23 protein-coding genes are annotated in these 25,466 nt (G+C 59.6%); 13 read left to right on the forward strand and 10 right to left on the reverse strand.

What is annotated here, in order from left to right; translation table 11 throughout:
* Positions 1–85: 85 nt before the first annotated feature.
* The 8 genes from HF949_RS04725 (at position 86) to HF949_RS04760 (ending at position 8,883) form a co-directional block, all read left to right on the forward strand.
* Positions 86–607 (forward strand): A24 family peptidase, encoded by a 522-nt coding sequence (locus HF949_RS04725; RefSeq protein ID WP_292898577.1) that lies wholly within the window; start codon positions 86–88, stop codon positions 605–607.
* A gap of 224 nt (positions 608–831) precedes the next feature.
* Positions 832–1,647, forward strand: a complete 816-nt coding sequence (gene cpaB, locus HF949_RS04730; protein WP_292898578.1) for a Flp pilus assembly protein CpaB — start codon at positions 832–834, stop codon at positions 1,645–1,647.
* A 47-nt stretch (positions 1,648–1,694) separates the two neighbouring features.
* Complete coding sequence (locus tag HF949_RS04735) at positions 1,695–3,236, forward strand: type II and III secretion system protein family protein (RefSeq protein WP_292899990.1); 1,542 nt, start codon at positions 1,695–1,697, stop codon at positions 3,234–3,236.
* Positions 3,237–3,265: 29 nt separating this feature from the next.
* Positions 3,266–3,994 (forward strand): CpaD family pilus assembly protein, encoded by a 729-nt coding sequence (locus HF949_RS04740; RefSeq protein ID WP_292898579.1) that lies wholly within the window; start codon positions 3,266–3,268, stop codon positions 3,992–3,994.
* 14 nt (positions 3,995–4,008) lie between these two features.
* A complete protein-coding gene (locus HF949_RS04745) occupies positions 4,009–5,289 on the forward strand; it encodes an AAA family ATPase (protein ID WP_292898580.1) in 1,281 nt (426 codons plus the stop codon).
* A 19-nt stretch (positions 5,290–5,308) separates the two neighbouring features.
* Complete coding sequence (locus HF949_RS04750) at positions 5,309–6,835, forward strand: CpaF family protein (RefSeq protein WP_292898582.1); 1,527 nt, start codon at positions 5,309–5,311, stop codon at positions 6,833–6,835.
* A 41-nt stretch (positions 6,836–6,876) separates the two neighbouring features.
* Positions 6,877–7,890 carry a type II secretion system F family protein gene (locus HF949_RS04755; protein ID WP_292898584.1) on the forward strand — a complete coding sequence of 338 codons (1,014 nt, stop codon included), beginning with the start codon at positions 6,877–6,879 and terminating at the stop codon, positions 7,888–7,890.
* 3 nt (positions 7,891–7,893) lie between these two features.
* A complete protein-coding gene (locus tag HF949_RS04760) occupies positions 7,894–8,883 on the forward strand; it encodes a type II secretion system F family protein (protein WP_292898586.1) in 990 nt (329 codons plus the stop codon).
* Positions 8,884–8,956: 73 nt separating this feature from the next.
* Here HF949_RS04760 and HF949_RS04765 read toward each other — a convergent pair whose 3' ends face one another.
* Complete coding sequence (locus HF949_RS04765; protein WP_292898588.1) at positions 8,957–9,781, reverse strand: tetratricopeptide repeat protein; 825 nt, start codon at positions 9,779–9,781, stop codon at positions 8,957–8,959.
* A gap of 121 nt (positions 9,782–9,902) precedes the next feature.
* Here HF949_RS04765 and HF949_RS04770 point away from each other — a divergent pair, with 121 nt between their 5' ends.
* The 3 genes from HF949_RS04770 (at position 9,903) to HF949_RS04780 (ending at position 12,582) form a co-directional block, all read left to right on the forward strand.
* Positions 9,903–11,282 (forward strand): leucyl aminopeptidase family protein, encoded by a 1,380-nt coding sequence (locus HF949_RS04770; protein ID WP_292898590.1) that lies wholly within the window; start codon positions 9,903–9,905, stop codon positions 11,280–11,282.
* A gap of 98 nt (positions 11,283–11,380) precedes the next feature.
* Positions 11,381–11,731 carry a MarR family transcriptional regulator gene (locus HF949_RS04775; protein WP_292898592.1) on the forward strand — a complete coding sequence of 117 codons (351 nt, stop codon included), beginning with the start codon at positions 11,381–11,383 and terminating at the stop codon, positions 11,729–11,731.
* Positions 11,728–12,582, forward strand: coding sequence for a C40 family peptidase (locus tag HF949_RS04780; protein ID WP_292898594.1), 855 nt, complete (start codon positions 11,728–11,730; stop codon positions 12,580–12,582). The genes HF949_RS04775 and HF949_RS04780 overlap by 4 nt, the downstream gene beginning before the upstream one ends.
* 95 nt (positions 12,583–12,677) lie before the next feature.
* Here the strand turns inward: HF949_RS04780 and HF949_RS04785 are convergent, their stop codons facing one another.
* The 7 genes from HF949_RS04785 to HF949_RS04815 all read right to left on the reverse strand — a co-directional run bounded on the left by HF949_RS04785 (position 12,678) and on the right by HF949_RS04815 (position 22,227).
* Complete coding sequence (locus tag HF949_RS04785) at positions 12,678–13,628, reverse strand: 2-hydroxyacid dehydrogenase (RefSeq protein ID WP_292898596.1); 951 nt, start codon at positions 13,626–13,628, stop codon at positions 12,678–12,680.
* Between the two features lie 17 nt (positions 13,629–13,645).
* Entirely contained in the window at positions 13,646–15,277 is a 1,632-nt protein-coding gene (locus HF949_RS04790) for an ABC transporter ATP-binding protein (protein WP_292898598.1), read from the reverse strand.
* The gene (locus HF949_RS04795; protein ID WP_292898600.1) at positions 15,274–16,425 is read right to left on the reverse strand and encodes an ABC transporter permease; all 1,152 of its coding nucleotides are present in this window, start codon (positions 16,423–16,425) and stop codon (positions 15,274–15,276) included. Before HF949_RS04795 ends, HF949_RS04790 begins: the two co-directional genes overlap by 4 nt.
* Positions 16,425–17,537, reverse strand: coding sequence for a microcin C ABC transporter permease YejB (locus HF949_RS04800; RefSeq protein ID WP_292898602.1), 1,113 nt, complete (start codon positions 17,535–17,537; stop codon positions 16,425–16,427). The genes HF949_RS04795 and HF949_RS04800 overlap by 1 nt, the downstream gene beginning before the upstream one ends.
* Positions 17,538–17,591: 54 nt before the next feature.
* Positions 17,592–19,481, reverse strand: a complete 1,890-nt coding sequence (locus HF949_RS04805) for an extracellular solute-binding protein (protein WP_292898604.1) — start codon at positions 19,479–19,481, stop codon at positions 17,592–17,594.
* Complete coding sequence (locus tag HF949_RS04810; protein ID WP_292898606.1) at positions 19,478–21,358, reverse strand: extracellular solute-binding protein; 1,881 nt, start codon at positions 21,356–21,358, stop codon at positions 19,478–19,480. The genes HF949_RS04805 and HF949_RS04810 overlap by 4 nt, the downstream gene beginning before the upstream one ends.
* A 152-nt stretch (positions 21,359–21,510) precedes the next feature.
* A complete protein-coding gene (locus HF949_RS04815; RefSeq protein ID WP_292898608.1) occupies positions 21,511–22,227 on the reverse strand; it encodes a c-type cytochrome in 717 nt (238 codons plus the stop codon).
* A gap of 197 nt (positions 22,228–22,424) precedes the next feature.
* Between HF949_RS04815 and HF949_RS04820 the strand changes: the two genes are divergently transcribed.
* Together HF949_RS04820 and HF949_RS04825 are read left to right on the forward strand one after the other, a co-directional pair.
* A complete protein-coding gene (locus HF949_RS04820; protein ID WP_292898609.1) occupies positions 22,425–23,171 on the forward strand; it encodes a 3-deoxy-manno-octulosonate cytidylyltransferase in 747 nt (248 codons plus the stop codon).
* Complete coding sequence (locus HF949_RS04825) at positions 23,168–24,043, forward strand: prephenate dehydratase (protein WP_292898610.1); 876 nt, start codon at positions 23,168–23,170, stop codon at positions 24,041–24,043. Before HF949_RS04820 ends, HF949_RS04825 begins: the two co-directional genes overlap by 4 nt.
* Before the next feature lie 17 nt (positions 24,044–24,060).
* Here the strand turns inward: HF949_RS04825 and nudC are convergent, their stop codons facing one another.
* Positions 24,061–25,005, reverse strand: coding sequence for an NAD(+) diphosphatase (gene nudC, locus HF949_RS04830; RefSeq protein ID WP_292898612.1), 945 nt, complete (start codon positions 25,003–25,005; stop codon positions 24,061–24,063).
* Positions 25,006–25,035: 30 nt separating this feature from the next.
* Positions 25,036–25,455: an HIT domain-containing protein gene (locus HF949_RS04835; RefSeq protein ID WP_292898614.1), complete on the reverse strand. Its 420-nt coding sequence runs from the start codon at positions 25,453–25,455 to the stop codon at positions 25,036–25,038.
* Positions 25,456–25,466 lie beyond the last annotated feature (11 nt).

Here is a 25,466-nt window from a genome sequence, read left to right on the forward strand (position 1 = left end):
CTTCTTCGTTTGATGTCACAATCGTCAGTTCATCAAGTTTTAAGCGGCGATCCGGATAATCCAAAGGAAACTGAGGTGTCATGGCATGCTTGAAGCAATCGTTCTTGTGGTGTTTCCCTTCTGTATGGTTTTTGCCGCGGTCTCGGACCTGTTGTCCATGACCATTGCGAACCGCGTGTCTGTATTGCTTCTCGCGACCTTCGCTGTCGCGGCGCCGATGATAGGCATGGACTGGGCGCAAATTGGAATGCATCTGGCAGCAGGCGTGGTTGTTCTGGCCGTGACCTTCGCCCTTTTTGCCTTCGGCGGCATGGGTGGCGGCGATGCAAAACTGATGGCGGCCACCGCCATCTGGTTTGGGTTCAGTCCGGTTCTCATTCAGTATTTTCTGACCGCAGCGCTCCTGGGGGGCGCCCTCACACTCCTGATCCTCAAATTCAGGAACTCGTATATCGGATACGTGTCGGTCAACAATCTCCTGTTGCGAAATCTTGCAGATCACAAGGCGGGGATTCCCTATGGCATTGCATTGGGCACTGCGGGCCTCTTCGCCTATCCCGAAACGCCTTTTGTCCAATGGGCGCTCGCCAGGCTGGCGGGGCTCTAGGGGCTCACTCCGGTCGCCCGAGACATCCAGCCCCGAAGCCTCCGGCAGCTCAAAACCGTGATAGCGCCCCGATTTTGGTCGGGGCGTTTTTGCGTTTCGCGCCTCGCGGGACAGTTCAACTTTGAATTAATCATTTTTGTAAGGTTCACGTTAACCATAATTTGACGATTGACGCTCCATTCTCCGCTTCACGCAACGGAAGTCCGAGTACAAGGGGCGGAGTCATGAGCAAATCCCGGATCGTCATCTTAGGTGTGGCCGTGCTGGCCGCCCTTGGCGCCGGTTATGTCGCCAAGAACCTGACGGCACCGGCTCCGCAGCAGCCAGTCGCGAGCGCAGGACCAGAAGAACCGGCAATCGATCTCGTCGATGTTCTGGTCATCGGACAGGATGTTCCGATGGGAACCGAGCTCGGCAGCGCCCTGTCCTGGCAGTCCTGGCCTGCGGACAACATCAACGCCAACATGATCACCAGGAACGAGAGCCCCGAGGCGCTGGAAGAGCTGCGCAGCTCCATTGCGCGCGTCGCACTCTATACGGGGGAGCCACTCAGGCGTTCCAAGCTCATCGGCGAGGGGATGAGCTTCATGTCTGCGATCCTGCCTGCGGGCAAACGCGCTGTGGCAACCCAGATCGCTGCTGATACGTCAGCGGGCGGCTTTATCCTTCCCAATGATTACGTAGACGTCATTATGACGCGCCGCTCGCAGGAGAACGGCACCGCGAACGGTTTCATCACTGAGACCATCCTCAAGAACATCAAGGTTCTGGCGATCGACCAGACGATCCAGGAAGACGAGGAAGGGCGCCGCGTCAAGGTGGGCGAAACCGCGACGCTCGAACTTACGCCGGAGCAGGCGGAGATCATCACGGTTGCACAGCAGATGGCTGATCGTCTCACGCTTTCACTGCGGGCAATTACCGATACGAACGAAACATCGGAGAATGACGGGTCCTACCTTGTTTCAGGCAGAGGCCGGGGCAACAGCGTCCGTCTGATCAAATCCGGTGAAGTCACCGAAGTGGGGACCCGGAAATGACGAAGCGCATGGATGAGGCGAAGGCCGTGAAACAGTCGGAGCGGGGAATGCGCAGCACTCTGAAATTGACCGCGCACCTACTATTGGGGTGCGTCACGGTGTTGGCTGCACAATCCGCTCTGCCGGATGGCGCGGCCTTTGCCCAACAGAACGTTGTCAAGGCGCGCGGCGGACCCAGCGTGAACCAGCGGGTAAAGCTTGGTCTCAACAAGTCGCTTGTGCTCGACCTGCCGAGCGACGCTTACGATATTCTGGTTGCAAATCCGTCGGTCGCCGACGCCGTGACCCGCACCGCACGACGCATTTATCTGTTCGGCAAGCAGGTGGGCGAGACCAACATCTTCGTGTTTGGCGCCAATGGTGAGCAGATCGCAAGCCTGGACCTTGCGGTGGAGCGAGATGTTGCCGGCCTTGAAGAGTATCTCAAGCGCTTCATTCCCAACTCCGCTATCGATGTTGAACTCATCAACGACAACGTCGTTCTCACCGGAACGGTTGAGACACCGCTTGATGCCGCCCGTGCCGCGCAGCTTGCGCAGATCTTCGTCACCGGTGGTGAGGCCACGACCGGCCAATACTCGCAAAGCGCGGCCGCACCGACAGATGGCGGCGGTGTAGCGATCAACAACCCCGACCAGAAGCGCCAGACGAGCCGGATCGTCAACATGATCCAGATCATCGGCGAGGACCAGGTCACGCTCAAGGTCACGGTGGCCGAGGTCAGCCGCTCCGTCATGAAGCAGCTTGGCGTGAACATGATCGGCTCGGGAAGTGCTGACGGCATCTCTTGGGGTGCCGTGGTGGACAATGCCTTCGGGCTCGGAAAGCCGCTTTCCCCCACACAGTTTTCGGTCGGTGGATCGCTGATTGACGCCTATATCAACGCCATGGAGCAGGCAGGCGTGATGAAGACGCTGGCCGAGCCGGCTCTGACGGCTGTCTCCGGCGAGAAAGCCACGTTCCGTGTTGGTGGTGAGTTCAACATCGTCACCTCGCAGGAAATCGACCCAGACACGAACGCGCTGAAATACGAGGTCGAAAAGATCGACTACGGCATTGGTCTGGAGTTCCTTCCAACAGTTCTTTCTGCCGGCCGCATCAGCCTGAAGATCCGCACTCAGGTTTCCGAACCCACCATGCAGGGATCCCAGACCTTCTTCTCTGGCATGGGGCGCGGCCAGCGCTACCGCAACGCTTCGAGCATGAACGCAATCTCGATCCGCAAGCGCCTGGCCGATACCACGGTCGAACTGCCCTCCGGCGGATCGATGATGATCGCCGGCCTCGTGCAGGATGACGTGCGCCAGGCGTTCAACGGGGTGCCGGGGCTCTCCAAGGTCCCCGTACTTGGTGCGCTGTTCCGCAGCCGTGATTTCGTTCGCAATGAAACGGAACTGGTGATCATCGTAACGCCGTACCTGTCCAAACCGACCGCGCGCAATGCATTGGCGAGGCCGGACGATAATTTCACACCCGCCAGTGATGGCGCGGGAATGTTCCTTGGCCGCGTAAACCGCGTCTACGGAAGCATGAAAACCAACCTGCCCAATGGCCGCTACCACGGCGTTGTCGGCTACATCTACAAATGAGCTGGGGAAAGGTTATGCCGGGGGTGGTCATGATGAAGAACACGACACGGAACACACATCGGGCCAGGCTCGCCGGCACGGCAATGATTGTCTGCGCGGCCGCGGTCATGGCCGGATGCGCCGCAAAACGGGATTCGGTCATTGTCGGTTCGATACCGGACGACTATCGCACCAATCATCCGATCGTCATCTCCGAGAAGGCGCAGCAAATCGATCTCCCGGTCGCCGCTTCCGCGCGGAAAATGTCGCGTGACCAGATGAGCACGCTCGCGGGTTTCATGAGCGGATATGACCGCCGCTCCGGCAGTACGGTTTCCGTACTCGTGCCGTCGGGCTCTACCAATGAACTCGGTGCGTCCAACGTCGCTTCGCAGATTACGCATCTGCTGCAGAAACAGGGCGTTCCGCCGGAGAGTATTTCGGTGATCTCATATCAGGCGCCTGCGCCGGATACCGCGCCACCGATCCGCGTCTCCTACCCGGTAGTCAAGGCATCCACCAGTCAATGCGGCAGCTGGCCGGCAGATATCCTGGATACGACCGACAACAAGCACTACGCGAATTTCGGTTGCTCCTATCAGAACAATCTCGCCGCACAGGTGGCCAATCCGAACGATTTCCTTGGGCCACGCAAACAGGGTGAGATTGATGCCGAGAACCGGATGGGTGTGATCGACAAATATCGTGGTGCTGAGAGCATTTATAAACCTGGTCAGGTATCCGAGGATTTCCGGGCCGCCAGAGAGATCGCATACTAGGCGAGGGGCATGACATGAGCAATCTGGCCTACGAAACGGACCACGAGGATCTCGCTCCCGAGGATGGCGCGTCGCCAGCGCTGCAGAAGTTGCGGCCGATCCCGAGGATCTCGATTCAGGCATTCTGCGAGACCGACAGCGTTGCCAATCCGATCGAGCGGGCAGGCGAAGACCGCCGCATGGCGAAAACCCATCTGAAGGTGCATATGGGCGGTGTGGCGACTGCCGTCGAGTTTTATCAGACTGCGGCCACGCCGAACCTTGTTATCGTCGAATCCTCCAGCGAGCCGCGAGAATTGCTGGCTTCGCTGGAACAGTTGGCGACGGTCTGCGACCCGTCGACGAAGGTCATCATCATCGGTCACTACAACGATGTCTGGCTATATCGGGAACTGATCCGCGCAGGCATCTCCGAATATGTGGTCGCGCCGATCTCGATGGCGGACATCGTCAGCGTGATCGCCAACATTTTCGTCGATCCTGAAGCTGAGCCGCTTGGACACTCTATCGCGTTTATCGGAGCAAAAGGCGGGGTTGGCTCTTCTACAGTTGCCCACAACGTGGCCTGGTCGATCTCCAGTCTGTTCGAAAACGAAGTCGTGGTGGCCGATCTGGATCTGCCTTTCGGCACGGCGAACATCAACTTCGATCAGGACCCCGCACAGGGCATCGCTGAAGCGGTGTTTTCGCCCGAGCGCATAGATGAAGTCTATCTGGATCGATTGCTGGCCCAGTGTGCGGAAAGGCTTTCCCTCCTGGCAGCACCCTCCACGCTCGACCGCGTGTATGATTTCGATCCGGAGGCATTCGCGCAGATCATCGACACCACGCAGCGCACGGCGCCGGTCCTGGTTCTCGACGTTCCGCATGTCTGGAACGGTTGGACCAAGACAACTCTTGCACAGGCCGATGAGATAGTCATCACGGCCACGCCCGACCTCGCCAATCTGCGCAATACAAAGAACCTAATCGATACTTTGAAGAAGCTGCGGCCGAATGACAAACCGCCAGTGCTGCTGCTCAATCAGGCGGGCATCCCGAAGCGACCGGAAATATCGCTGGAAGACTTTGCCGAACCGCTCGGTGTGATCCCGGCAGCGACCATTCCTTTCGAGCCGCAACTGTTTGGCAATGCAGCCAACAACGGGCGCATGCTGGGCGAGATGGACGCAAACAGCCCGATCGTCGAGACGATCAATGAACTCGCACATATCCTGACTGGTCGGCGTGATGTGAAGCCGAAAAAGAAGAGTGGCTTGTCCGGCATCCTGGGCAGGTTGAAACGCAAAAGCTGATACGGATTGGTAGCGTCAGATGTTCGGAAAGAGAGGGGCAGGCGTCCCGCATCCCACAGCGCCGCACACCGAAACCCCGAATTCCTTTTCGGGCGGCACCGACGTATTGACGCCGGAACGGCCGGCTCCTGCGAGCTCGCAGAACGCAGCGCCGGCGTCGCAGGAGCCCGCGCCGCGTCAGCGCACGGAGGCCCCCAGGCCCACGCCGTCCGCGCCGCCACCACCGCCGCCGGCGAGAACGCCTCAGCCCGCCCGGGCGCGCAGCGAGTCATACTACGACACCAAGAGCCAGGTGTTTTCGGCGCTGATCGAAACCATCGATCTTTCGCAGCTCGCCAATCTCGACCCTGATAGCGCGCGTGAGGAAATCCGCGACATCGTCAATGACATCATCGCGATCAAGAATTTCGCGATGTCGATATCCGAGCAGGAGGAACTGCTCGAAGACATCTGTAACGACGTGTTGGGCTACGGTCCGCTCGAGCCACTTCTGGCACGTGACGATATCGCCGATATCATGGTCAATGGCGCCGAGCATGTTTACATCGAAGTCAACGGCAAGGTCGAACAGACCGGCGTCCGCTTCCGCGACAACCAGCAGCTTCTCAATATCTGTCAGCGCATCGTCAGCCAGGTCGGTCGCCGCGTCGATGAATCGAGCCCGATCTGCGATGCGCGCCTGCCCGATGGTTCGCGTGTCAACGTCATCGCACCGCCACTTGCCATTGACGGCGCATCGCTGACCATTCGTAAGTTCAAGAAGGACAAGTTGACCCTCGATCAGCTTGTGCGTTTCGGAGCGATTTCCCCGGAAGGCGCCGAGATTTTGAAGATCATCGGTCGCGTCCGCTGCAACGTTTTGATCTCGGGCGGCACGGGTTCGGGCAAGACGACGCTGCTCAACTGTCTCACCAGTTTCATCGATCTTGATGAGCGTATCATCACCTGCGAGGATTCCGCGGAACTCCAGCTGCAGCAGCCGCATGTGGTCCGGCTCGAAACACGCCCCCCAAATCTCGAGGGCGAGGGTGAGGTCACCATGCGTGACCTCGTGCGCAACTGTTTGCGCATGCGCCCCGAGCGGATCATTGTCGGTGAGGTGCGCGGTCCGGAGGTTTTCGATCTCCTTCAGGCGATGAACACGGGCCATGATGGTTCGATGGGAACCATCCACTCCAACAATCCGCGCGAGTGCCTGAATCGTATCGAATCCATGGTCGCCATGGGTGGCTTCACGCTGCCGCAGAAAACGGTACGCGAAATCATCGTCGGTTCGGTCGATGTCATTATCCAGGCAACGCGTCTGCGCGATGGCTCGCGCCGCATCACGCACGTCACCGAGGTAATCGGCATGGAAGGCGATGTGATCATCACGCAGGATCTCGTCCTCTACGACATGAAAGGCGAGGACGCGAACGGCAAGATTATTGGCGAGCACGTGTCGACCGGTATTGCGCGGCCGCATTTCTGGGACCGTGCCCGGTATTATGGTGAAGAGCAGCGTCTGGCGAATGCGCTGGAAGCGATGGAACGGAAGACCGACTAGCGTGTCGATGCCTTTCTGTTTCGGTTTGGGCAGGTAAATCCATGTTTGGAATGGACATCACTCTGATAGCATTTGTTCTTCTGGCCGGTTGCAGTGCCGGGGCGGTGGCTTATGCGCTGATGTTCAACAACATTACCGCGGAAAAGAAGGTCGGGCGCCGGCTGGACTCCGTCAAGCGGGCGCAGACCGATCAGGTCTCCATCAAAGCCTCGCGGGACCGTGTTGCTGAAACGGCAAAGCGCCGCAAATCCATTCAGGACTCCCTGAAGGATCTGGAAGAGCGGCAGAAGAAGCGCGACAGCAGGGTTCGCAAGCCGCCACTCAAGATGCAGCTTAAACAGGCTGGGATGAGTGTAACACCGGAGCGGTTCTACATCATTTCGGCAATCTGCGGATTGGTGTTTACCGTGGCGGTTTTCGTCATGGGTGCTCCGCTGCTTGTGCTGCCGGGGGCGTTGATAGTCGGAGCTCTGGGCTTGCCGCGCTGGTTCGTGTCCTGGAGGCGTCGCGGCCGCGTGAAAGCGTTTCTGAACGAGTTTCCGAATTCGCTTGACGTGATCGTCCGTGCGGTGAAATCGGGCCTGCCGATCAATGATGGCATACGCTTGATCGCTAGTGAGTCGCAGGAGCCCGTGCGCACCGAGTTTCGCCGGATTGTGGAAGCCCAGCAAATGGGCGTTTCGACACCGGAAGCCTGCGTTCGCATGGGCGAGACGATGCCATGCCCGGAAGCGAACTTCTTTGGCATCGTCATTCAGATTCAGTCTCAGGCAGGCGGCAATCTCTCCGAAGCGCTGTCAAACCTGTCTCGCGTTCTTCGCAACCGCAAGAAAATGAAGGCGAAGGTGCAGGCGCTGTCGATGGAGGCCAAGGCATCGGCCGTGATTATCGGGGCCCTGCCTTTCGTCGTCGCTTTCCTCGTCTATCTCACCAGCCCGAGTTACATCATCCCGCTCTTCACCACCAGCGCGGGGCATCTGATTCTCGGCTTCGCTGCAATGTGGATGACGATCGGCATTCTCGTGATGCGGAACATGATCAATTTCGAGGTTTAGACAATGCCTTCAAACGTCATCGGAAGTATCATCGAACCCAGTTTCCTGATCGCGCTTCTGGTTGCGGTGGCGGTTTTCGCAACTGTTTTCACGCTTCTGCCGGCCTTCGGCGGAGATCCGCTGAAAGCGCGCATGAAAAGTGTTGCGCTTGAGCGCGAGGAATTGCGTGCGCGGCAGCGTGCGCGTCTTGCCGCCGAGGCCGACAAGCGCCGGCGGGGCCTGCGTGAGCATCAGTCAGAAGGCATGCGGGCGATCGTAGATCGGCTCGATCTGCGCCGTGCGCTGGCCGATGATGCGGCGGTAGCGAAGTTGCGCACGGCCGGCTTTCGAGGCCAGAACCCGCTCACGAAGTTTCTTTTCTTTCGTCTTATTCTCCCCTTCGTCACGCTGCTTCTCGCAATCGTCTATATTTTCGTCCTTGGTGGACTTCCCGAGCAGCCCCTGTTTGTGAAGCTTTTTGTCTGTGTCATCGCCGCCTATGCAGGCTTTTACGCACCCGTTCTGTATGTCAGCAATCTGGCTTCGAAGCGAAAGAAGTCGATCCAGATCGCGTGGCCCGACGCCCTTGATCTGATGTTGATCTGCGTTGAATCGGGCATGTCCATTGAAGCGGCTTTCCGGCGCGTGGCGGATGAGATCGGCATTCAGTCGGTCCCGTTGGCCGAGGAGCTGGTGCTGACGAATGCGGAACTCTCCTTCCTTCAGGAACGCCGTCAGGCCTATGAGAATTTTGCCACGCGTACAGGGCTGGAAACCGTGAAAAGCGTCACCCAGGCGTTGATCCAGGCTGAGCGCTACGGCACACCGGTAAGCCACGCATTGAGAGTGCTCGCGGATGAAAGCCGGGAAATGCGGATGAATGAGGCGGAAAAGAAGGCTGCCGCTCTGCCGCCGAAACTTACCGTCCCGATGATTCTCTTTTTCATCCCCGTCCTGTTTGCCGTGATTCTTGGGCCGGCAGGTATCCAGATCAAGCAGCAGGGACTGTTCTGAGCTCAACCCAGCTTGGCAAAAAAGGCCGCCTGAGGCGGCCTTTCCAGGGTCGGTCTACAAAGGGAAAGCGCTGTTACTGGCGCTTCTTCTTGTCTTCGTCCGCGATTTGGCTCCACGCATTCTGTTGCGCAAGCATTGAGCGAAGATATGCGACGTTGGCTTCGGCCTGCTCAGGCGAGAGTTCCTGCCGGGCCAGTTGCTCTGCTTCGCCAAAACGCCCCTGAAGCCCGACGACGAGGGCCAGATTTTGCCGCACGCGGCTGTCGGCACCGGAAGCCTGTACAGCTTGCCGCATATAATGCTCGGCTGATTTCAGGTCACCCTCAAGCAGATATGACATTCCCATGTTCGAAAGCACGGAGGGTTCACCCGGTTTGAGATTGAGCGCCTGGCGATAGAGGGTGCGGGCAGCTTCTTTCTGCCCGAGTTGATCCAGAATTGCGCCTTCGGCTGATTGCAGCCGCCAGTCCGGATATTCCGGGGTCTGGGCCCGGCGTACCGCGTCAAGCGCTGGCTGAAGCTCTCCGGCGGCAGCCAATGCCTTGCCGTAGGCGGCCAGCACTTCGCGGTCCTTGGGGTGGTCGATCGCAAGTTTGCGCATCACCGCGAGAGACTGGTCGACCCGCCCGGTCATCTGAAGAACAGAAGCGTATTGCAGTGCTGTGCCTTTGTCCTTGGTGTTCTGCGTGTAGGCGCGCCCGAGGGAATCGGCGGTGTTCCGCAACTGCGGTTCGCTCATGGTCGCAACATTGGAAACCGGTTTGGGCGTACTGCGGCTGATCGAACCGGTCGTGATCCGATCCTTTGCGCAGCCAGCGACTGACACCGCCATAACCAGCGCAATCGCTGTCATGGAGATCCTGTTTGCGGTTGCATTCGTGCGCTGTTCGGTAAACATCTGCGCGCGCCCTCCGGTTGGCTTCGGCCGCTGTCCGGCCCACTTTCAACAGAGAGAAATATTCTGTTAACCCTAACGGAGCGTTAAAACGCGCCGCAAAATGTAAACGAGGAGATACCAAATGCCCGTCACGCTCCTGAGCACGCCAAAAGCTTCATCCCTGCCGGTCTATCTGGTAGAGGCGGACGCCTTGGATGCTTGCAAAGCACCGAAGGCAGCCATCGGGTGGGCGAAGGCAAACGGCTTTTCAGGGGCCACGGCCACGGTTTTGACTATACCTGGTGACAATGGCGCAATCGCCGGCGCTTTTTTCGGGCTTGGCAAATCCGGTACACTCAACCCGCTCGCTGCAGGAGCGCTGGCGCGGCATCTGCCGGAAGGCGACTGGCACTTTGCCGACGCGCCGGAAGAAGCGGAACTAGCAACCCTCGGCCTGTTGCTCGGGTCATACGCATTCACACGCTATGGCAAGAAACCGCGCAATGCCCTTCGCTTCGCCGTTCCCCAAGGGGTCGACGTGAGCCGTGTTGAGCGGTTGGCCAATGGCTGCATTCTCGCACGCGATCTCATCAATACGCCTGCAGGCGATATGGGGCCTGATGCGCTTGAAGATGCCACCCGCGCACTCGCCTCGGAACATGGTGCGATGCTCTCAGTGACGCTTGGTGATGACCTCCTCAAGGAAAACCTGCCCATGATCCATGCGGTCGGCCGGGCAGCCGAGGCCGCGCCGCGCCTTCTCGATCTGCGATGGGGGCGGAACGATGCGCCGAAGGTCACTCTTGTCGGCAAGGGCGTCTGTTTCGATACAGGCGGCCTCGATCTAAAACCTGCGGCGGGCATGCTGCTCATGAAGAAAGACATGGGCGGTGCCGCGAATGTGCTCGGCCTGGCCTCGATGATCATGGCGGCAAAGCTCGATATTCGCCTTCGTGTCCTCATCCCGGCCGTGGAGAACGCTGTTGCAGGCAATGCTTTCCGCCCTGGCGATGTGTTGACCAGCCGAAAACGGCTCACTGTGGAGATCGGAAACACCGATGCCGAAGGTCGGCTGGTGCTTGCTGATGCGATGGCCCTGGCAGACGAGGAGGAACCGGAACTTCTGATAGACATGGCGACGCTTACCGGAGCCGCGCGCGTCGCTCTGGGGCCCGATGTGCCGCCATTCTACACCGATGATGAAGCGCTGGCGGGCGCGCTGGTGCAGGCCTCGGAGGCGGTCGCCGATCCGCTCTGGCGCATGCCGTTGTGGAAGCCTTATCTCTCACGTCTCGATTCGAAGATCGCCGACATAAACAATGTTTCGCTCGACGGCTTTGCCGGTTCACCGATTGCCGGTCTCTTCCTTGGCCGTTTTGTAGAGAAGGCGAAGAACTGGGCGCATTTTGACATCTATGGCTGGAACCCGGCCGACAAGCCGTATGCGCCGGTCGGCGGCGAGGCACAGGGTATCCGCGCCATCGAACGCGTGCTGACAGAGCGTTATGGAGCTGTATCCTAGCAAGAAGCAGCTGGCGCTTGCGCCTACCCGCCTTTCACGGCATGAATAAAACGGAGCCGAAACGGTTTCCGGCTTTATCCGCGAAGGCAGGTCCTGATATGTCCGTTCAGCTAAGGCCAAGCCAGGCGCTGCGTCTGTGGCAACAGGTCAGCCTTGCCGAGGTGCGCGGCAAGGCACCGGACCTCACCGAGCGCCAGCTGGCTGTCCTCCTGACGATCTATCTGGACCCGCCACCACACACCGTGCGCGGGCTGGCCGAGAAACTGGATGTCTCCAAACCCGTTATCACGCGAGCTCTGGACACGATGGGTGCCCTGAAACTCGTTTCCCGCCATCGCGACCCGAACGACCGTCGGAATGTCCTGATCAAGCGCACCGTCGAGGGCGCTCTGTTTGTGGAACGGTTTGGCGATGTGGTGGTGGCAAAGTCCGCGGAGCTTCCCTTATGACGACACTTGATCGCCGCCTAAATGCCCACCGGGCCGATCTTGCCGACGCCAGCCTCGAGGGCAGGGTAAAGGCGAACCGTTTCATCGCCGGCACACCCGCCCGCATTGGCGCCCCCATTGCCGACGTACACAGCGCCCCGCGTCTCGACGCCGGAATGGACACCCAGTTCCTCCATGGTGATGCGGTGCGTGTGTTCGAAAGGCGCGAAGGCTGGGCCTGGGTGCAGGCAGGGCACGATGGCTATGTGGGTTATGTGAATGCCGCGGCGCTGGCAGCGGAAGATTTCACGCCCACCCATCGTGTTCGCGCGCAGCGCAGCTTTGTCTACCCCGAGCCGGAGTTGAAGAAGCCCGCAATCGCCGCCCACAGCATGGGTGCGGCGGTCTGTGTGACGGAGACTGTCGAAAATCGGGGCACGCAATATATGCTTCTCGCGTCAGGCGGTGCGATGATTGCCGGCCACCTGCAGCCTCTCGGTGTGCATGCGGAAGACTACGTTGCAGTCGCCGAAACCTTCCTGCACACACCCTATCTGTGGGGCGGGACAAGCGGCTTCGGCATCGATTGCTCGGGTCTTGTGCAGCTTTCCATGCGCATGGCCGGAAAAACCGTCCTGCGCGATACCGACATGCAGGCCGACAGCATCGGCGACCTGATCAACCCCGCGGAAACCGCACTTAAACGAGGCGATCTCGTGTTCTGGAAAGGCCATGTGGCGATCATGCTCGACCCCGAGATGATGCTTCACGCCAACGGCAACACCATGAACGTCGCACGCGAACCGTTGAGCGATGCGATCGAGCGGATCGAACGGCTCTATGGCCGTCCATCACACTACCGTCGCCCTTAGAGCGGTTCACGGTTTCACGGAACGCCGCTCCGTTCAATCTGTCGGTTTTTCCGCCTTTTGCGGGTGTCAGGGATCCCACCTGACCGCAAGATGCTCTAGTAGCCCGCTTTCCGGTCGACGAGATTTTTCAACGCCTCGCCACGTTCAAACGCCTCCATCTGCTGCAGCATGAGAGGCGCCAGATGTGCCGGGTCTGAAGTGGCGGCCGCATGTGGCGTCACGAAAACCCGGGGATGCGACCAGAGCGGACTTTCCGGCGCCAGTGGCTCGCGCTCGAACACGTCGAGGCTCGCTTCCTTTAGCACGCCCTCTTCAAGCGCTTTGAGGATGTCAACCTCGCGCTGAAGGCCTCCGCGCCCCGCATTGATAAGGCAGGGGCCGCCCAGCGGGCCATCCTGTCGCAGCTGTGAGAGCAGTGAATAATTGACGATACCGTGGGTCGCGGCTGTCAGCGGCAACAATACCACAAGGATGTCCGTGGCGTTGAGGAAGGGGGTCAACCCGTCCTCGCCATGAAAGCCCCTGACCCCGTCAACGTCCTTGGGTGTGCGGCTCCAGCCATTCACTGAAAAACCAACCGCGCGCAGCGCCTGTGCGGCCCGTGTACCGAGCTGACCGAGTCCCATAACGCCAACCGAAACTTCGTTGGCTGGCGGTTGCCGCGGTTCGTGCCAGACCTTCCGGGCCTGTTGTTCCCGGTAGACGGAGCCCTGCCTGTGATGATCGAGCACACGCCACGTCACATATTCGCACATGTATTGCGTGAGATTGTCCGCCACCACCCGCACGATGGGCACATCTGGCACCTGGTCATCGGCGAAGATGTGGTCCACACCCGCTCCGATGGAGAAGATCACCTTCAGGTTCGGTAGTTTGGCGAGCACGCCCTTCTGGTGTTTCCACACGACCGCAAAGTCGATCGAAGGGTCCTCCGTGCTCTCGGGCTCCAGCACGATCTCCCTCTCCTTTGAGAGGAGGTCGTACCAGCGCTGGGGATTGAAACCGGTAACGGAAAGAAGGACGCGACCGCGTTTTGGTGTACTCATGGTTTGCCCCTCGAACTTTATTCGCTTACCACGCCTCCGGGCGTGGCTTCGATGTTGAATGCGGCTGCGATCAGCGCGCGTGTATATTCGGTCTGCGGCGCATCGAAAATCTGTTCCGCCGGACCGGCCTCCACCACCTTGCCCGCGCGCATGACGATCACCTCGTTGGCTAGCGCACGAACGACTTTCAGATCATGGCTGATGAAGAGATAGGCCAGGTTATGCCGCTTCTGCAAATCGCGCAAAAGGTCCACCACCTGCGCCTGCACACTCATGTCGAGCGCCGATGTGGGCTCGTCCAGCATCACGAAGCGCGGTTTCAGCACCATGGCGCGCGCGATGGCGATGCGCTGGCGCTGCCCACCGGAGAACTCGTGCGGGTAGCGGAACCGACTGCCGGGGTCGAGGTCGACCTCCTTCAGAACATCGACCACCATCGCGTCGCGCTCGGCTGCTGAAAGGCCGGGTTCATGAATGCGCAAACCTTCCTCGATGATCTCGGCAACCGACATGCGCGGGCTCAATGACCCGTAAGGGTCCTGAAACACCACCTGCAAGGCGTGCCTGTAGGGGCGCATCTGCCGGAACGAAAGCTGATCGATCTCTTCGCCGGAAAAGCGTATATGCCCCTCCGAGCCAATCATGCGGGCAAGGGCCAGACCGAGAGTCGTCTTGCCGGAACCCGATTCACCCACCACGCCGAGCGTCTGGCCCGCGCGCACCGTCACGTCCACCCCGTCGACACCCTTGATGTAGTCAACCGTGCGGCGCAGAAGCCCCTTTTTAACAGGGAACCAGACCTTGATCCCGTCACCTTTCATCACTGTTTCTGCAGTAGGGTCTGCTTTCGGCGGGCGGCCCTTCGGCTCGGCCTCGATCAGGTGGCGTGTATAGGCATGCTGCGGGTTGGTGAAGATATCCTCCGTCCGTCCACTCTCCACGATTTTCCCGTCGGTCATGACGCAGACCCGGTCGGCAATCTTGCGCACAATGCCAAGATCGTGGGTGATGAAGAGCATCGACATTGATTTTTTGCGCCGAAGATCAGCGAGCAATTCCAATATCTGCGCCTGCACCGTTACGTCGAGGGCGGTGGTCGGTTCATCGGCGATCAGGAGGTCGGGCTCGTTGGCCAGCGCCATGGCGATCATCACGCGCTGGCGCTGGCCGCCGGAAAGCTGGTGCGGGAAGGAATCAAGCCGCTTCTCCGGCTCGCGTATGCCAACCTGATTGAGCAGCTCAAGGGTCCGCTGCCGCGCCGCCTTGTCGCCCATGCCGCGATGCAGTTTGAGCACCTCGCCGACCTGCCGTTCGATGGTGTGCAGCGGGTTCAGTGAGGTCATCGGCTCCTGAAAGATCATGGAGATCTCGTTGCCGCGTACCTTGCGCTGTGTCGCTTCATCGGCGGCAAGGATGTCCACGCCGTTGTAGAAGATCTGGCCGGACGGGTGGCTCGCCGCAGGATAGGGCAGAAGCCGCAGCACCGAAAGTGCTGAAACGGACTTGCCCGACCCCGATTCCCCGACCAGCGCGACAGTCTCGCCGCGCGCGATGTCGAACGAGATGTGATCGACCGCAAGCGTTTCCTGAGCGCCTTGCCTGAAGGAGACGGAAAGATCACGGATCGAGAGGAGGGGGGCGTCACTCATTTGAACGTCTTCCGCGGGTCGAAGGCGTCACGCACGGCTTCGCCGATGAAGATCAGCAGCGACAGCATGATCGAGAGGCTCAGGAAGCCTGCAATGCCGAGCCATGGCGCGTTGAGGTTGCGCTGGCCCTGCCGGAGGAGTTCACCGAGCGAAGGGGAGCCGGGCGGCAGCCCGAAACCCAGAAAGTCGAGCGATGTCAGCGTCGTGATCGAGCCGTTCAGGATGAAGGGCAGGAAGGTGAGGGTGGCCACCATCGCATTGGGTAGAAGGTGGCGGAAGATGATCGTGCGGTTGGAAACGCCAAGCGCCCGCGCCGCACTCACATATTCGAAATTGCGCGCGCGCAGGAATTCGGCGCGCACGACGCCCACAAAAGCGACCCACGAGAAAAGCAGCATGATGCCGAGGAGGATGAAGAAGCCCGGCGGCAGAACGGCGGCGATGATCAGGATCAGATAGAGCACCGGGATTGACGACCAGATCTCGATGAAGCGCTGGAAGAGAAGGTCTGTCCAGCCGCCGAAATAACCCTGTATCGCGCCGGCGCTCACGCCGATCAGCGCCGAGGCGCCGGTCAGGATGAGGCCGAACAGAACCGAGATGCGGAACCCGTAGATCACGCGTGAAAGCACGTCCCGGGCCTGGTCATCCGTCCCGAGCCAGTTCCAGTTTCCGGGCGTACAGGCCGGATCGTCAACACCCTGCAGATAACGCCCGCAGCGTTCCTCCGTGGTGTACATCCATGAGGGCTTGGCGGGCGCCGCCTCGGGAATTTCGTTGTTCACCGTGCGGTAGGAATAGCGGATCGGCGGCCACACCATCCACCCATTGGCCTCGATCTCCTCGGAGATGATCGGATCGCGATAGTCCGTCACGGCGAGGAAGCCGCCGAACTTCTCTTCCGGGTAGTCCACCAGAACCGGAAACAGAACCTCACCCTTGTAATAGGCGAGCACTGGCTTGTCGTTGGCAAGAAACTCGGCAAACAGCGACAGCACGAACAGGATCAGGAAGATCCAGAGGGACCAGTAGCCGCGCCGGTTGGCGCAAAAGTTCTGCCAGCGGCGCCTGTTGATCGGCGAGAGCCACGGCCTTCTGCCGGGGCGGCGCACCGCTGCCACCTCGCTTTGCACCTGAATGTCGGACATCACACATCCCTCCGCTCGAAGTCGATGCGGGGGTCTATCAGCGTGTAGGTGACATCCGAGATGAGGCTGATGACCAGTCCCATCAGCGAGAATATGTAGAGATTGGCGAACACTACGGGATAATCGCGGTCGATAACCGAACGGAAGCCCAGCAGACCGAGCCCGTCGAGCGAGAAGATGCTCTCGATCAGAAGCGAGCCGGTGAAGAAGGCGGAGATGAACGCGCCGGGAAATCCGGCGATGATGATCAGCATCGCGTTGCGGAAGACATGGCCGTAGAGCACCTGTCGCTCCGAGAGCCCCTTGGCGCGCGCGGTCACCACATACTGTTTGCGGATTTCATCGAGAAACGAGTTCTTGGTCAGAAGCGTCGTCGTGGCGAAGGCCGATAGCACCATGGCCGTCAACGGCAGGGCAAGGTGCCAGAAATAGTCCAGTATGCGCTCCGGCCAGGAAAGGCTTTCCCAATTGTCGGAAGTCAGGCCGCGCAGCGGAAACCAGTCGAAGAAAGACCCGCCGGCGAACAGAACCATCAGGAGGATCGCAAACAGGAAGCCGGGAATGGCATATGCGACGATGACCACACCGCTGGTCCACACGTCGAATGCCGAACCGTCCTTCACCGCCTTGCGGATGCCGAGCGGAATGGAAATCCCGTAGGAGATCAGCGTGATCCAGAGGCCGAGTGAGATCGAGACCGGCATCTTCTCGAGGATCAGGTCGATCACCGAAATGTCGCGGAAATAGCTCTCGCCGAAGTCGAACCGCGCATAGTTCCAGATCATCAGGGCGAAACGCTCGAGCGGTGGCTTGTCGAAGCCGAACTGTTTTTCAAGCGACGCAATGAACTCTGGATCGAGACCCTGCGCGCCGCGATATTTCGAGGTTACGCCACTGCCTTCGACAGAACCGCCGCCGAATCCCTGATTGCCGAAATCACCGCCGCCACCGGATATGCGTGCATCGGCGCCGCCAGCCTGCCCGGTGATCTGGGCAATCACCTGCTCCACGGGACCGCCCGGTGCAAACTGCACGACGATGAAAGAGATTGCCATGATGCCAAAAAGCGTCGGGATCATGAGGAGCAGTCGACGGAGGATATAGGCGCCCATCAGTCAGCCACTCTCTTCACGTTTGGGATTGAGGAAAATTCTGCCACGCCGCCCTTACGCCTTGCCAATCGCTCTCGCCTTTTCTTCCTCGAACCACCACAGAGATTCCACCGGGAAAAAGTAATCCGGCTTGTTCTCGCTGTAACCGAACATGTCCCAGTGGGCCACGCGGTGATTCGTCAGGTGCCAATTTGGAATCCAGTCGCGCCTCGCACGCAAGACCCTGTCCAGCACCTTTAGCGTCACGGTCAGTTCGTCGCGGCTTTTCGCCCTGCCGGCAATTTCGATAAGTTCATCAACCACCGGATCGGCCGTGCCCGCAAAATTGTAGGTCCCTTCGACGCTTGCCGTTCGCGAATGGAATATCTGTTCGAGCCCGTTTGCATCCGGTGTGGCCGTCAGCCCGATCGCCATGGAGATCATGTCGAAATCGAACGCACTTTGCCGGCTCTGATACTGCGAGGCATCGACCACACGGGTGGACGCATCAATGCCGATGGCGCGCAGGTTCTCGCCGAAGCTGGCATCCTGACGCAGGAAGATTTCATCCCGCACCAGATATTCCAGTGTGAAGCGCGTGCCTTTCTCGTTGTGGAGAACACCATCGCGCGGCGTCCAGCCTGCTTCTGTCAAGAGCTGGCGCGCCCGACGCAGATTGTTGCGGTCGCGGCCCGATCCATCGGATGTCGGCTGTTTCACCGCATCTCCGAATGCTGCCTCCGGCGCTTCGCCGCGAAAGCGGTCGAGCAGCGCCTGCTCCTCGGGGGAGGGTTCTCCTTCGGCCATGTAAGGTGAGCGTTCGAAAAAGGAATGCGACCGCGTGTAAGCGTCGTAGAACAGGTTGCGGTTGGTCCATTCGAAGTCGAAGCACAGGCTGATGGCCTCGCGCACCCGCACATCCTTGAATTGTTCCCGTCGCTGGTTGAGCACGAGACCATAGAGCTGCGGGCGCTTTTCACCGGGTATCTCGGTCTGAAGCACGCGGCCATCGCGAATCGCGGGAAAGTCGTACCCTGTCGCCCAGACGCGCGACGTGAACTCCTCGCGCCAGTAGACGTCACCCTTCTTGAAGGCTTCGAAGCCGGCATTGCGGTCGCGGTAGAAGTCGATGCGGATCGTGTCGAAATGGTTGAAACCCTTGGCAGGGCCGAGGTCTCGGGCCCAATAGTCTCCCACTCGATCATATTCCACGTAGCGCCCGGCCGAAAAACGACCCACCTTGTATGGGCCGGAGCCGAGCAGTGGCACCAGCCGGGAGCTGCCGAAGCCGTTTTCTTCGACAAAGGACTTTGAGAAGATCGGAAAACCCGCAACGGTGAGAATGTTGCGGCGTGATTGCGCGCCGGAAAACCGCAAATTAACGAGATCGGTCCCGTCCGCATTGGCTTCGGTCATCTCGGCGAGTGGCAGTTGCAGCTGGGGGTGCCCCTTCTCCTTCAGCAGGTTGTAGGTAAAAGCCACATCTTCGGCGGTGACCGGCGAGCCATCATGAAACCGGGCCTCCGGCCGCAGTTTGAACATAAATCCGTTGCGGTCGTCGGAAAGAGTCACGCTTTCGGCCAGAAGCCCGTAGATCGCGTCGGGCTCGTCATAGGCCCGAACCATCAGGGAATCGAAGCATATCTCCATGCGCGGCGGTGCATCGCCGGTGCGCACAAAGGCGTTCAGCGTGTTGAAGGTCAGGACGTTCTGATTGAAAAACCAGTATCCGGGCTGAAAATTGAACGTACCACCTTTTGGTGCCTCCGGACTGGCATAGTCGAAATGGCTGAAGTCCGGGGCATATTTGAGATCGCCGAATGCCGAAAGGCCGTGTAGTGGCGTGCCGGTCCCGACACTGGCGAAAGCCTCGTACGGCAGCAGCGGCGCGGCAATTGCCGCACCGGCGAGCGACAGGAAGTCCCTGCGTGAAGGCTGCTGCGGAGGCTCGCTGCGCCCGCTCAATTCTGGCTCCGGTATTTGGCTGAAAGCGCTTTCTCGCGCTCCGGATCGATCCACCAGGAATCAAGGTCGACACCGGCATATTCGGGCTGCTTTTCCGGCATCCCGAACTTGTCCCAGTAGGCGATGCGAACGTAAGGCGCATGCCATTGAGGCACCCAATAATAATTCCACAGGAGTACTCGGTCGAGCGCCCGGCTTGCCGCGACAAGCTCCTCGCGGTCCTGCGCGTAGATGATCTTTTCGACGAGTGCATCCACGATGGGGTTCTTGACCCCGGCAAGATTGCGGGTGCCGGGGGTGTCGGCCGCTTTTGAACCCCAATATTCGCGTTGCTCGTTCCCCGGTGAAAGCGAGTTTACGAAGATGCTCGCGACCGCGTCGAAGTCGAAATTTCGGATGCGGTTCACATATTGCGACGGGTCGATAATGCGCAGCGATACGTCGATACCGATCTTGCGTAGTGCCGCCATATATGGCCCGGTCGTTATCTCGTCAGTGGGGCTGTTGCCAAGAAACTCGATGGTGAATTGCTGGCCGGTGCCGTCATTCGTCATCTTGCCGCCCTTGATGCTCCAGCCCGCTTCGGAGAAGAGCCTGATTGCTTCGCGCAGATAGGTCCGCTCCGCCTGCGGATTGTCGTAGACCGGGAGCTTGAACGCATCAGTAAACACTTCCGGTGGCAGTTTGTCCTTGAACTCCTTGAGAATCTCAAGTTCGCGCCCTTCTGGAAGGCCGGTAGCGGCCAGCTCGGTTCCCTCGAAATAGCTGTCTGTACGGGTATAGCTATCGAAGAAGAGTGTCCGGTTCATGTCCTCGAAATTGAACGCAAGTGTCAGCGCCTGCCGAATCCGGCGGTCCTGAAATTTCGGTCGGCGCGTGTTGAGGACGAAGCCTTGCATCGGCTCCGCTCCGCCGGTCGGAAACTCATTCTTGATGACGTCGCCATCCTTGACCGCCGGAAACGTGTATTCCGTCGCCCAGCGGCGAGAGCGGTTTTCCACGCGAATATCCTGCAGGCCACCCTTGGTGAAAGCGAGCCAGGCGGCGTTCTCGTCCTGAATGTAGGTGTATCTGCGGCGGTCGAAATTGTAACGTCCCACATGCACAGGCAGGTCGGCCGCCCAATAATCCTCCACCCGCTTCCAGACGATCTCGGAGCCGGGTGTAAAGCTCTCGATCATGTATGGACCGCTTCCCAGTGGGGGCTCGAGCGTGGGCTGCGTAAAGTCACGCTTTTTGCCCTCTGCGTCTGTGCCTTCCCACCAGTGCTTCGGCAGAACTGGAAGATCGCCCATAATGTGCGGCAGTTCCTTGTTGCCTGCCTGATCGAACCGGAATTCCACCTCGCGTTCGGAAAGGGCCACCGCCTCCTCGACGCTGGAAAAATATCGAGTGTGCTGCGGACTGTGTTTCTTGAGCATGTTGAGAGACCACACCACGTCTTCCGCTGTAATTGGTGTCCCGTCGTGCCAGCGCGCCTTGGGATTGATGCGGTAGGTGGCGGAGGAGTTGTCCTCGGGATGCTTGAAGGCTTCGGCAATGAGCGGATAGCTCGTGCTGGGCTCTGTCAGGGACTGCTGCATGAGCGTGTCCCAGAGAAAACCGCCGAAATAGTTGAGTCCGGCTGCCTGGGTGCCACGCACGATGAACGGATTGAAACTGTCATAGGTGCCGAGCGCGACGGAGTTCAGCGTCCCGCCCTTGGGCGCGTCCGGATTTACATAGTCATAGCGCTCGAACGTGCTCTCTTGGCTTTCAGACTTGATGAGTGACGAACTGGTGAGCCATTCGTCTTCGGCGCTTGCGGGATGGCTGGCGAACAGAAGAGCTGCGGCGAGGCAGACCGCCCTGGTTGCTGTCGCACCGATCACCCGCATGGCATTCTCCTCATATTGTTTTGGTTCCCAGTCGAAAGGTAGACCATCCCCCACGCATGGCAAGGGCCTAAGCTCTTTCCTGAAGCTTCTTTTGGGCAACAAAAAAGCCGGTCGAAACCGGCTTTTTCAAGCTTTGCAAAATTAAATTTTCGTTAGTTGCCTGATGACGCATTTTCGCCTTCAGCCGGAGCTTCATCCGTGGACGTTTCTTCCGCAGGAGCTGCCTCTTCTTCAGCCGGAGCCGTCTCGCCTTCGGTTACAGGAGCAGCCTCTTCACCTTCCGCCGGTGCCGCCGCGGCGTCGTCGTCATTCCCGGCCTCAGGGTCAGGCAAAGGAGCTGGGCTCGAAGCGTGCTGGCGCAGATAGGCGATCAGATCGGCCCGGTCTTCGATTTTCTTCAGACCGGCGAATGCCATGGCGGTTCCGGAAATGAAACCCTTGGGGTTCGCCAGGAAATGATCCAGGTTTTCATAGGTCCAGGTGACGCTGCCGCCCTGCGCAAATTCCTGCATGGCTGCCGAATAACCGAAGCCTTCATGGCTGGCGATCGGACGGTCCACGATCTCCCAAAGGTTGGGACCAACCTTGTTTGCGCCGCCTTCATCCACGGTATGGCACGCTTGACAGCGCTTGAAGATATTCTCGCCCTTTCCGGCGTCGGCGGAGGCGAGCAGCGGGGCAATGGGCTCCGGCTCGGCCGGTCCGTCGGATGCGCCGGCACCAGCGTCCTCAGTCACCTCGATCGCATAGCCCGGTGTGGCTGGCGGCGGCGAGGAGAAAATCGCGTCCGAGAGAATGCTGACCGAGAAGATTACGAAAACGGCGCCCAGAAGCGCGCCGAGGATTTTGTTGAGTTCGAACGAGTTCATACGCCCTGAGGCTCCCTATTCCGGACGCTCGCGGCGGCGAGAAGAAAGAAACTTCAGCGCCAGTGTCCCCCGCGTTCGGCCGTTGCCGGTAAAATCGCGCGGAAACTAGGTCTTTTGCTCCGCGCATGCAACACATATAAGGCACTTCCCAGTGAGACTTTTTGCCACTTTAGCAATTCAAAAGAGTTCCGGCCTCCATGTCCAGCCTGATCATAATTCCCGCGCGTATGGCCTCGACCAGATTGCCGGGCAAGCCTTTGGCCGATATCGCCGGTGCGCCGATGATTGTGCACGTCGCTCGTCGCGCAAGCGAGAGTGAAGCCGGCGAAGTGGCCGTCGCGACCGATTCGACCGAGGTGGCCGCGGCCGTCCAGAAAGCCGGTTTCACCGCCATCATGACGAGCACCGATCATCAGTCCGGTTCCGATCGCATCTTCGAGGCCCTGGACACCCTTGATCCGGACGGCCGCTTTGAGAACATCATCAATCTGCAGGGCGATCTCCCGACCATCGCTCCTGAGGACATCCGCGCCGTTGCCGGTCCGCTCAACGATCCGCAGGTGGACATCGCCACCCTCGGCGTGGAGATCCAGGATGAGACAGAGAAAACCAACCCGAACGTGGTGAAGATCGTGGGCGCCCCCCTGGATAGCGATTCGTCTCGCTTGCGGGCGCTTTATTTCACCCGCGCGACCGCCCCCTGGGGGGAAGGGCCGCTCTATCATCATGTTGGCATCTATGCCTATCGGCGCGCAGCGCTGCAGCGTTTCGTTTCCCTGCCCCCCTCTGTTCTGGAGACACGCGAACGGCTGGAGCAGTTGCGGGCTCTCGAGGCGGGAATGCGCATCGATGCGCAGATCGTCGCTGCGGTTCCGCTTGGTGTCGACACCCCTGAAGACCTGGAAAAAGCCAGGCAAAGACTCGCATTGAAAACGGACACATGATCATGGCAGCCAAGACAAACAAGATCGCTTTCCAGGGCGAACCCGGTGCAAATTCAGACACCGCCTGCCGCAATATGTTTCCCGACATGGAGCCGCTTCCCTGTCCGACCTTTGAAGACTGCTTCACCGCTGTCGAAACCGGCGGAGCCGATCTGGCGATGATCCCGATCGAGAACACGATTGCTGGTCGGGTGGCCGATATCCACCACCTTCTCCCGCGCTCGAAGCTTCATATCGTAGGGGAATATTTCCTGCCGATCCACTTTCAGCTCATGGTGCTTCCCGGTGTGAAGACCGAGGAAATCAAGACGGTCTACAGCCATATTCATGCGCTGGGACAGTGCCGGAACATCATTCGCAAGAACCGCTGGAAGGGCACGGTCGCGGGCGATACCGCAGGTGCCGCCCGCCTCGTGGCCGAGATGGGCGAGCGCTCCAATGCCGCGCTGGCGCCCCGGCTTGCCTCAGAGCTCTACGGCCTCGACATCGCCATGGAGAATGTCGAAGACACCGAGAACAATGTCACCCGCTTCGTCGTGCTCTCGAAAGAGCAGAAGCTGGCCGCGCGGACATCGCCTGACCAGTTGATGATGACCACTTTCATCTTCCGGGTGCGCAACGTTCCCGCCGCGCTGTACAAGGCCATGGGCGGTTTTGCCACCAATGGCGTCAACATGACGAAGCTGGAAAGTTATCAGCTCGGGGGGAAATTCTTCTCCACCCTGTTCTACGCCGATGTGGAAGGGCATCCCGACGACCGCAATGTCGCTCTGGCGCTTGAGGAACTCGGCTTCTTCTCGCGTGAAGTGCGCATTCTTGGTGTCTACGAGGGGCATGCCTTCCGCGCCACGCAGACCGAAGACGACGATTAGTCACCTGGGCGACATATTCACGCTGCGAACACCCAGTCGCGGATGAGCGTGTTGGCTATCGCGCCCGTGGGGGGCACGCGATAGCCCTCCGGATGCGCATCTTCCAGCATGAGGCGAACCTCGTCGCGGGAAAACCACCGGCATTCCTCCAGTTCGTTTTCGTCCATGGTGATCGCCACGCTCTCGGCCTTTCCATAACACCCGATCATCAGCGAATAGGGAAACGGCCAGGGCTGGCTGGCATGGTAGGCGACAGAGCCCACAGTTATGTTGGCCTCTTCCTGGGTTTCGCGGCGAACGGCAGCCTCGATGGTCTCGCCGGGCTCCACAAACCCGGCAAGACAGGAAACCATGCCGGGTGCGAAATGAGGGCTGCGGCCCAAAAGGCATTGCTCACCACGCACGGCAAGCATGATCACCACCGGGTCGGTGCGGGGGAAATGATCACGACTGCAAGCCGGGCAGTGCCTCTTGTAACCACCGTCGCGCATCACCGTCTCGTTGCCGCAGCGACCACAGAACCGGTGGCTGTCGTGCCAGGCAAGCAGCGCTGCTCCCTGCGCCAGCGCGCCAAGTTGAGACGGTTCCAGAAGTCCCTGCATATAAATGGAACGATAGTCGATCGCCTTGAGAGGTTCGGGCAGGGTTTCGATATCTGCCGTCGAAGGAACGGCCAGAATAGGTGTGCCGTTCTCATGGCCAAGAAGCACTGCGCCCTTCAGATCGGCTGCCAGGCGAGAGGCCGTTTCCCGAGTGAAGTATGGATCGAACGCATCGTCGCCTGCAACGCGAAGAAAAAGCCGCCCCTGTGCGAACAATAGCAGGCGCGCATCCGGGTTCTCCAGCGCTCTGTCGCCGGCATCGTCTGTGCGAGCCTCCGCCTGCCGGTCGATGCGGTTTCCGGAGAAAGCGACACGCTGGCTCGCCTCGTCGCGTATGTTGTCGAAAAATGGAAAGGTCATGAAGGGCGATCTATCGGGTTTCAAACAAACTCATAGCTTGCCGCGAATCGTCTCGGCAAACTGGTGCAGGTCTTCGCGTCGATAAGGTTCGCGGACACCGTATCCCCAGACGGGGCCGGGCCAGCCGGGGTCGTCCTCGCTGCGCGCAACCACATGTATATGTAACTGGCGAACCACGTTGCCGAGTGCGGCACTGTTGATCTTTGTGCAGCCCGTCATATCCTTGAGCATCTGCGCAACCATGTTGGTCTCGAAGCTGACCATGGCCTGATCGAGAGGCGTCAGGTCATGGATCTCCTCCGCGCCCGGGCGCTGCGGAACAAGAATGAGCCACGGCCATCGACTGTCATCACAAAGGCGTAGCTCACACAGGCCGAGCCACATCACATGGAGGCTTTCAGCCTCCAGCTTTGGATCAAGCTCGAAACCCTGTTTTGCGTCTGGCAGCATCGGCTTTCCTT

Origin of the sequence: Nitratireductor sp. (assembly GCF_017794765.1) — a bacterium.
GTDB lineage: Bacteria > Pseudomonadota > Alphaproteobacteria > Rhizobiales > Rhizobiaceae > Nitratireductor.

What these genes read in the sequence shown, in the direction of transcription:
- HF949_RS04725 (WP_292898577.1), top strand. Translation starts at nt 86, where the DNA reads ATGCTTGAAGCAATCGTTCTTGTGGTGTTTCCCTTCTGTATGGTTTTT.
- cpaB (WP_292898578.1), top strand. Translation starts at nt 832, where the DNA reads ATGAGCAAATCCCGGATCGTCATCTTAGGTGTGGCCGTGCTGGCCGCC.
- HF949_RS04735 (WP_292899990.1), top strand. Translation starts at nt 1,695, where the DNA reads ATGCGCAGCACTCTGAAATTGACCGCGCACCTACTATTGGGGTGCGTC.
- HF949_RS04740 (WP_292898579.1), top strand. Translation starts at nt 3,266, where the DNA reads ATGATGAAGAACACGACACGGAACACACATCGGGCCAGGCTCGCCGGC.
- HF949_RS04745 (WP_292898580.1), top strand. Translation starts at nt 4,009, where the DNA reads ATGAGCAATCTGGCCTACGAAACGGACCACGAGGATCTCGCTCCCGAG.
- HF949_RS04750 (WP_292898582.1), top strand. Translation starts at nt 5,309, where the DNA reads ATGTTCGGAAAGAGAGGGGCAGGCGTCCCGCATCCCACAGCGCCGCAC.
- HF949_RS04755 (WP_292898584.1), top strand. Translation starts at nt 6,877, where the DNA reads ATGTTTGGAATGGACATCACTCTGATAGCATTTGTTCTTCTGGCCGGT.
- HF949_RS04760 (WP_292898586.1), top strand. Translation starts at nt 7,894, where the DNA reads ATGCCTTCAAACGTCATCGGAAGTATCATCGAACCCAGTTTCCTGATC.
- HF949_RS04765 (WP_292898588.1), bottom strand. Translation starts at nt 9,781, where the DNA reads ATGTTTACCGAACAGCGCACGAATGCAACCGCAAACAGGATCTCCATG.
- HF949_RS04770 (WP_292898590.1), top strand. Translation starts at nt 9,903, where the DNA reads ATGCCCGTCACGCTCCTGAGCACGCCAAAAGCTTCATCCCTGCCGGTC.
- HF949_RS04775 (WP_292898592.1), top strand. Translation starts at nt 11,381, where the DNA reads ATGTCCGTTCAGCTAAGGCCAAGCCAGGCGCTGCGTCTGTGGCAACAG.
- HF949_RS04780 (WP_292898594.1), top strand. Translation starts at nt 11,728, where the DNA reads ATGACGACACTTGATCGCCGCCTAAATGCCCACCGGGCCGATCTTGCC.
- HF949_RS04785 (WP_292898596.1), bottom strand. Translation starts at nt 13,628, where the DNA reads ATGAGTACACCAAAACGCGGTCGCGTCCTTCTTTCCGTTACCGGTTTC.
- HF949_RS04790 (WP_292898598.1), bottom strand. Translation starts at nt 15,277, where the DNA reads ATGAGTGACGCCCCCCTCCTCTCGATCCGTGATCTTTCCGTCTCCTTC.
- HF949_RS04795 (WP_292898600.1), bottom strand. Translation starts at nt 16,425, where the DNA reads ATGTCCGACATTCAGGTGCAAAGCGAGGTGGCAGCGGTGCGCCGCCCC.
- HF949_RS04800 (WP_292898602.1), bottom strand. Translation starts at nt 17,537, where the DNA reads ATGGGCGCCTATATCCTCCGTCGACTGCTCCTCATGATCCCGACGCTT.
- HF949_RS04810 (WP_292898606.1), bottom strand. Translation starts at nt 21,358, where the DNA reads ATGCGGGTGATCGGTGCGACAGCAACCAGGGCGGTCTGCCTCGCCGCA.
- HF949_RS04815 (WP_292898608.1), bottom strand. Translation starts at nt 22,227, where the DNA reads ATGAACTCGTTCGAACTCAACAAAATCCTCGGCGCGCTTCTGGGCGCC.
- HF949_RS04820 (WP_292898609.1), top strand. Translation starts at nt 22,425, where the DNA reads ATGTCCAGCCTGATCATAATTCCCGCGCGTATGGCCTCGACCAGATTG.
- HF949_RS04825 (WP_292898610.1), top strand. Translation starts at nt 23,168, where the DNA reads ATGATCATGGCAGCCAAGACAAACAAGATCGCTTTCCAGGGCGAACCC.
- nudC (WP_292898612.1), bottom strand. Translation starts at nt 25,005, where the DNA reads ATGACCTTTCCATTTTTCGACAACATACGCGACGAGGCGAGCCAGCGT.
- HF949_RS04835 (WP_292898614.1), bottom strand. Translation starts at nt 25,455, where the DNA reads ATGCTGCCAGACGCAAAACAGGGTTTCGAGCTTGATCCAAAGCTGGAG.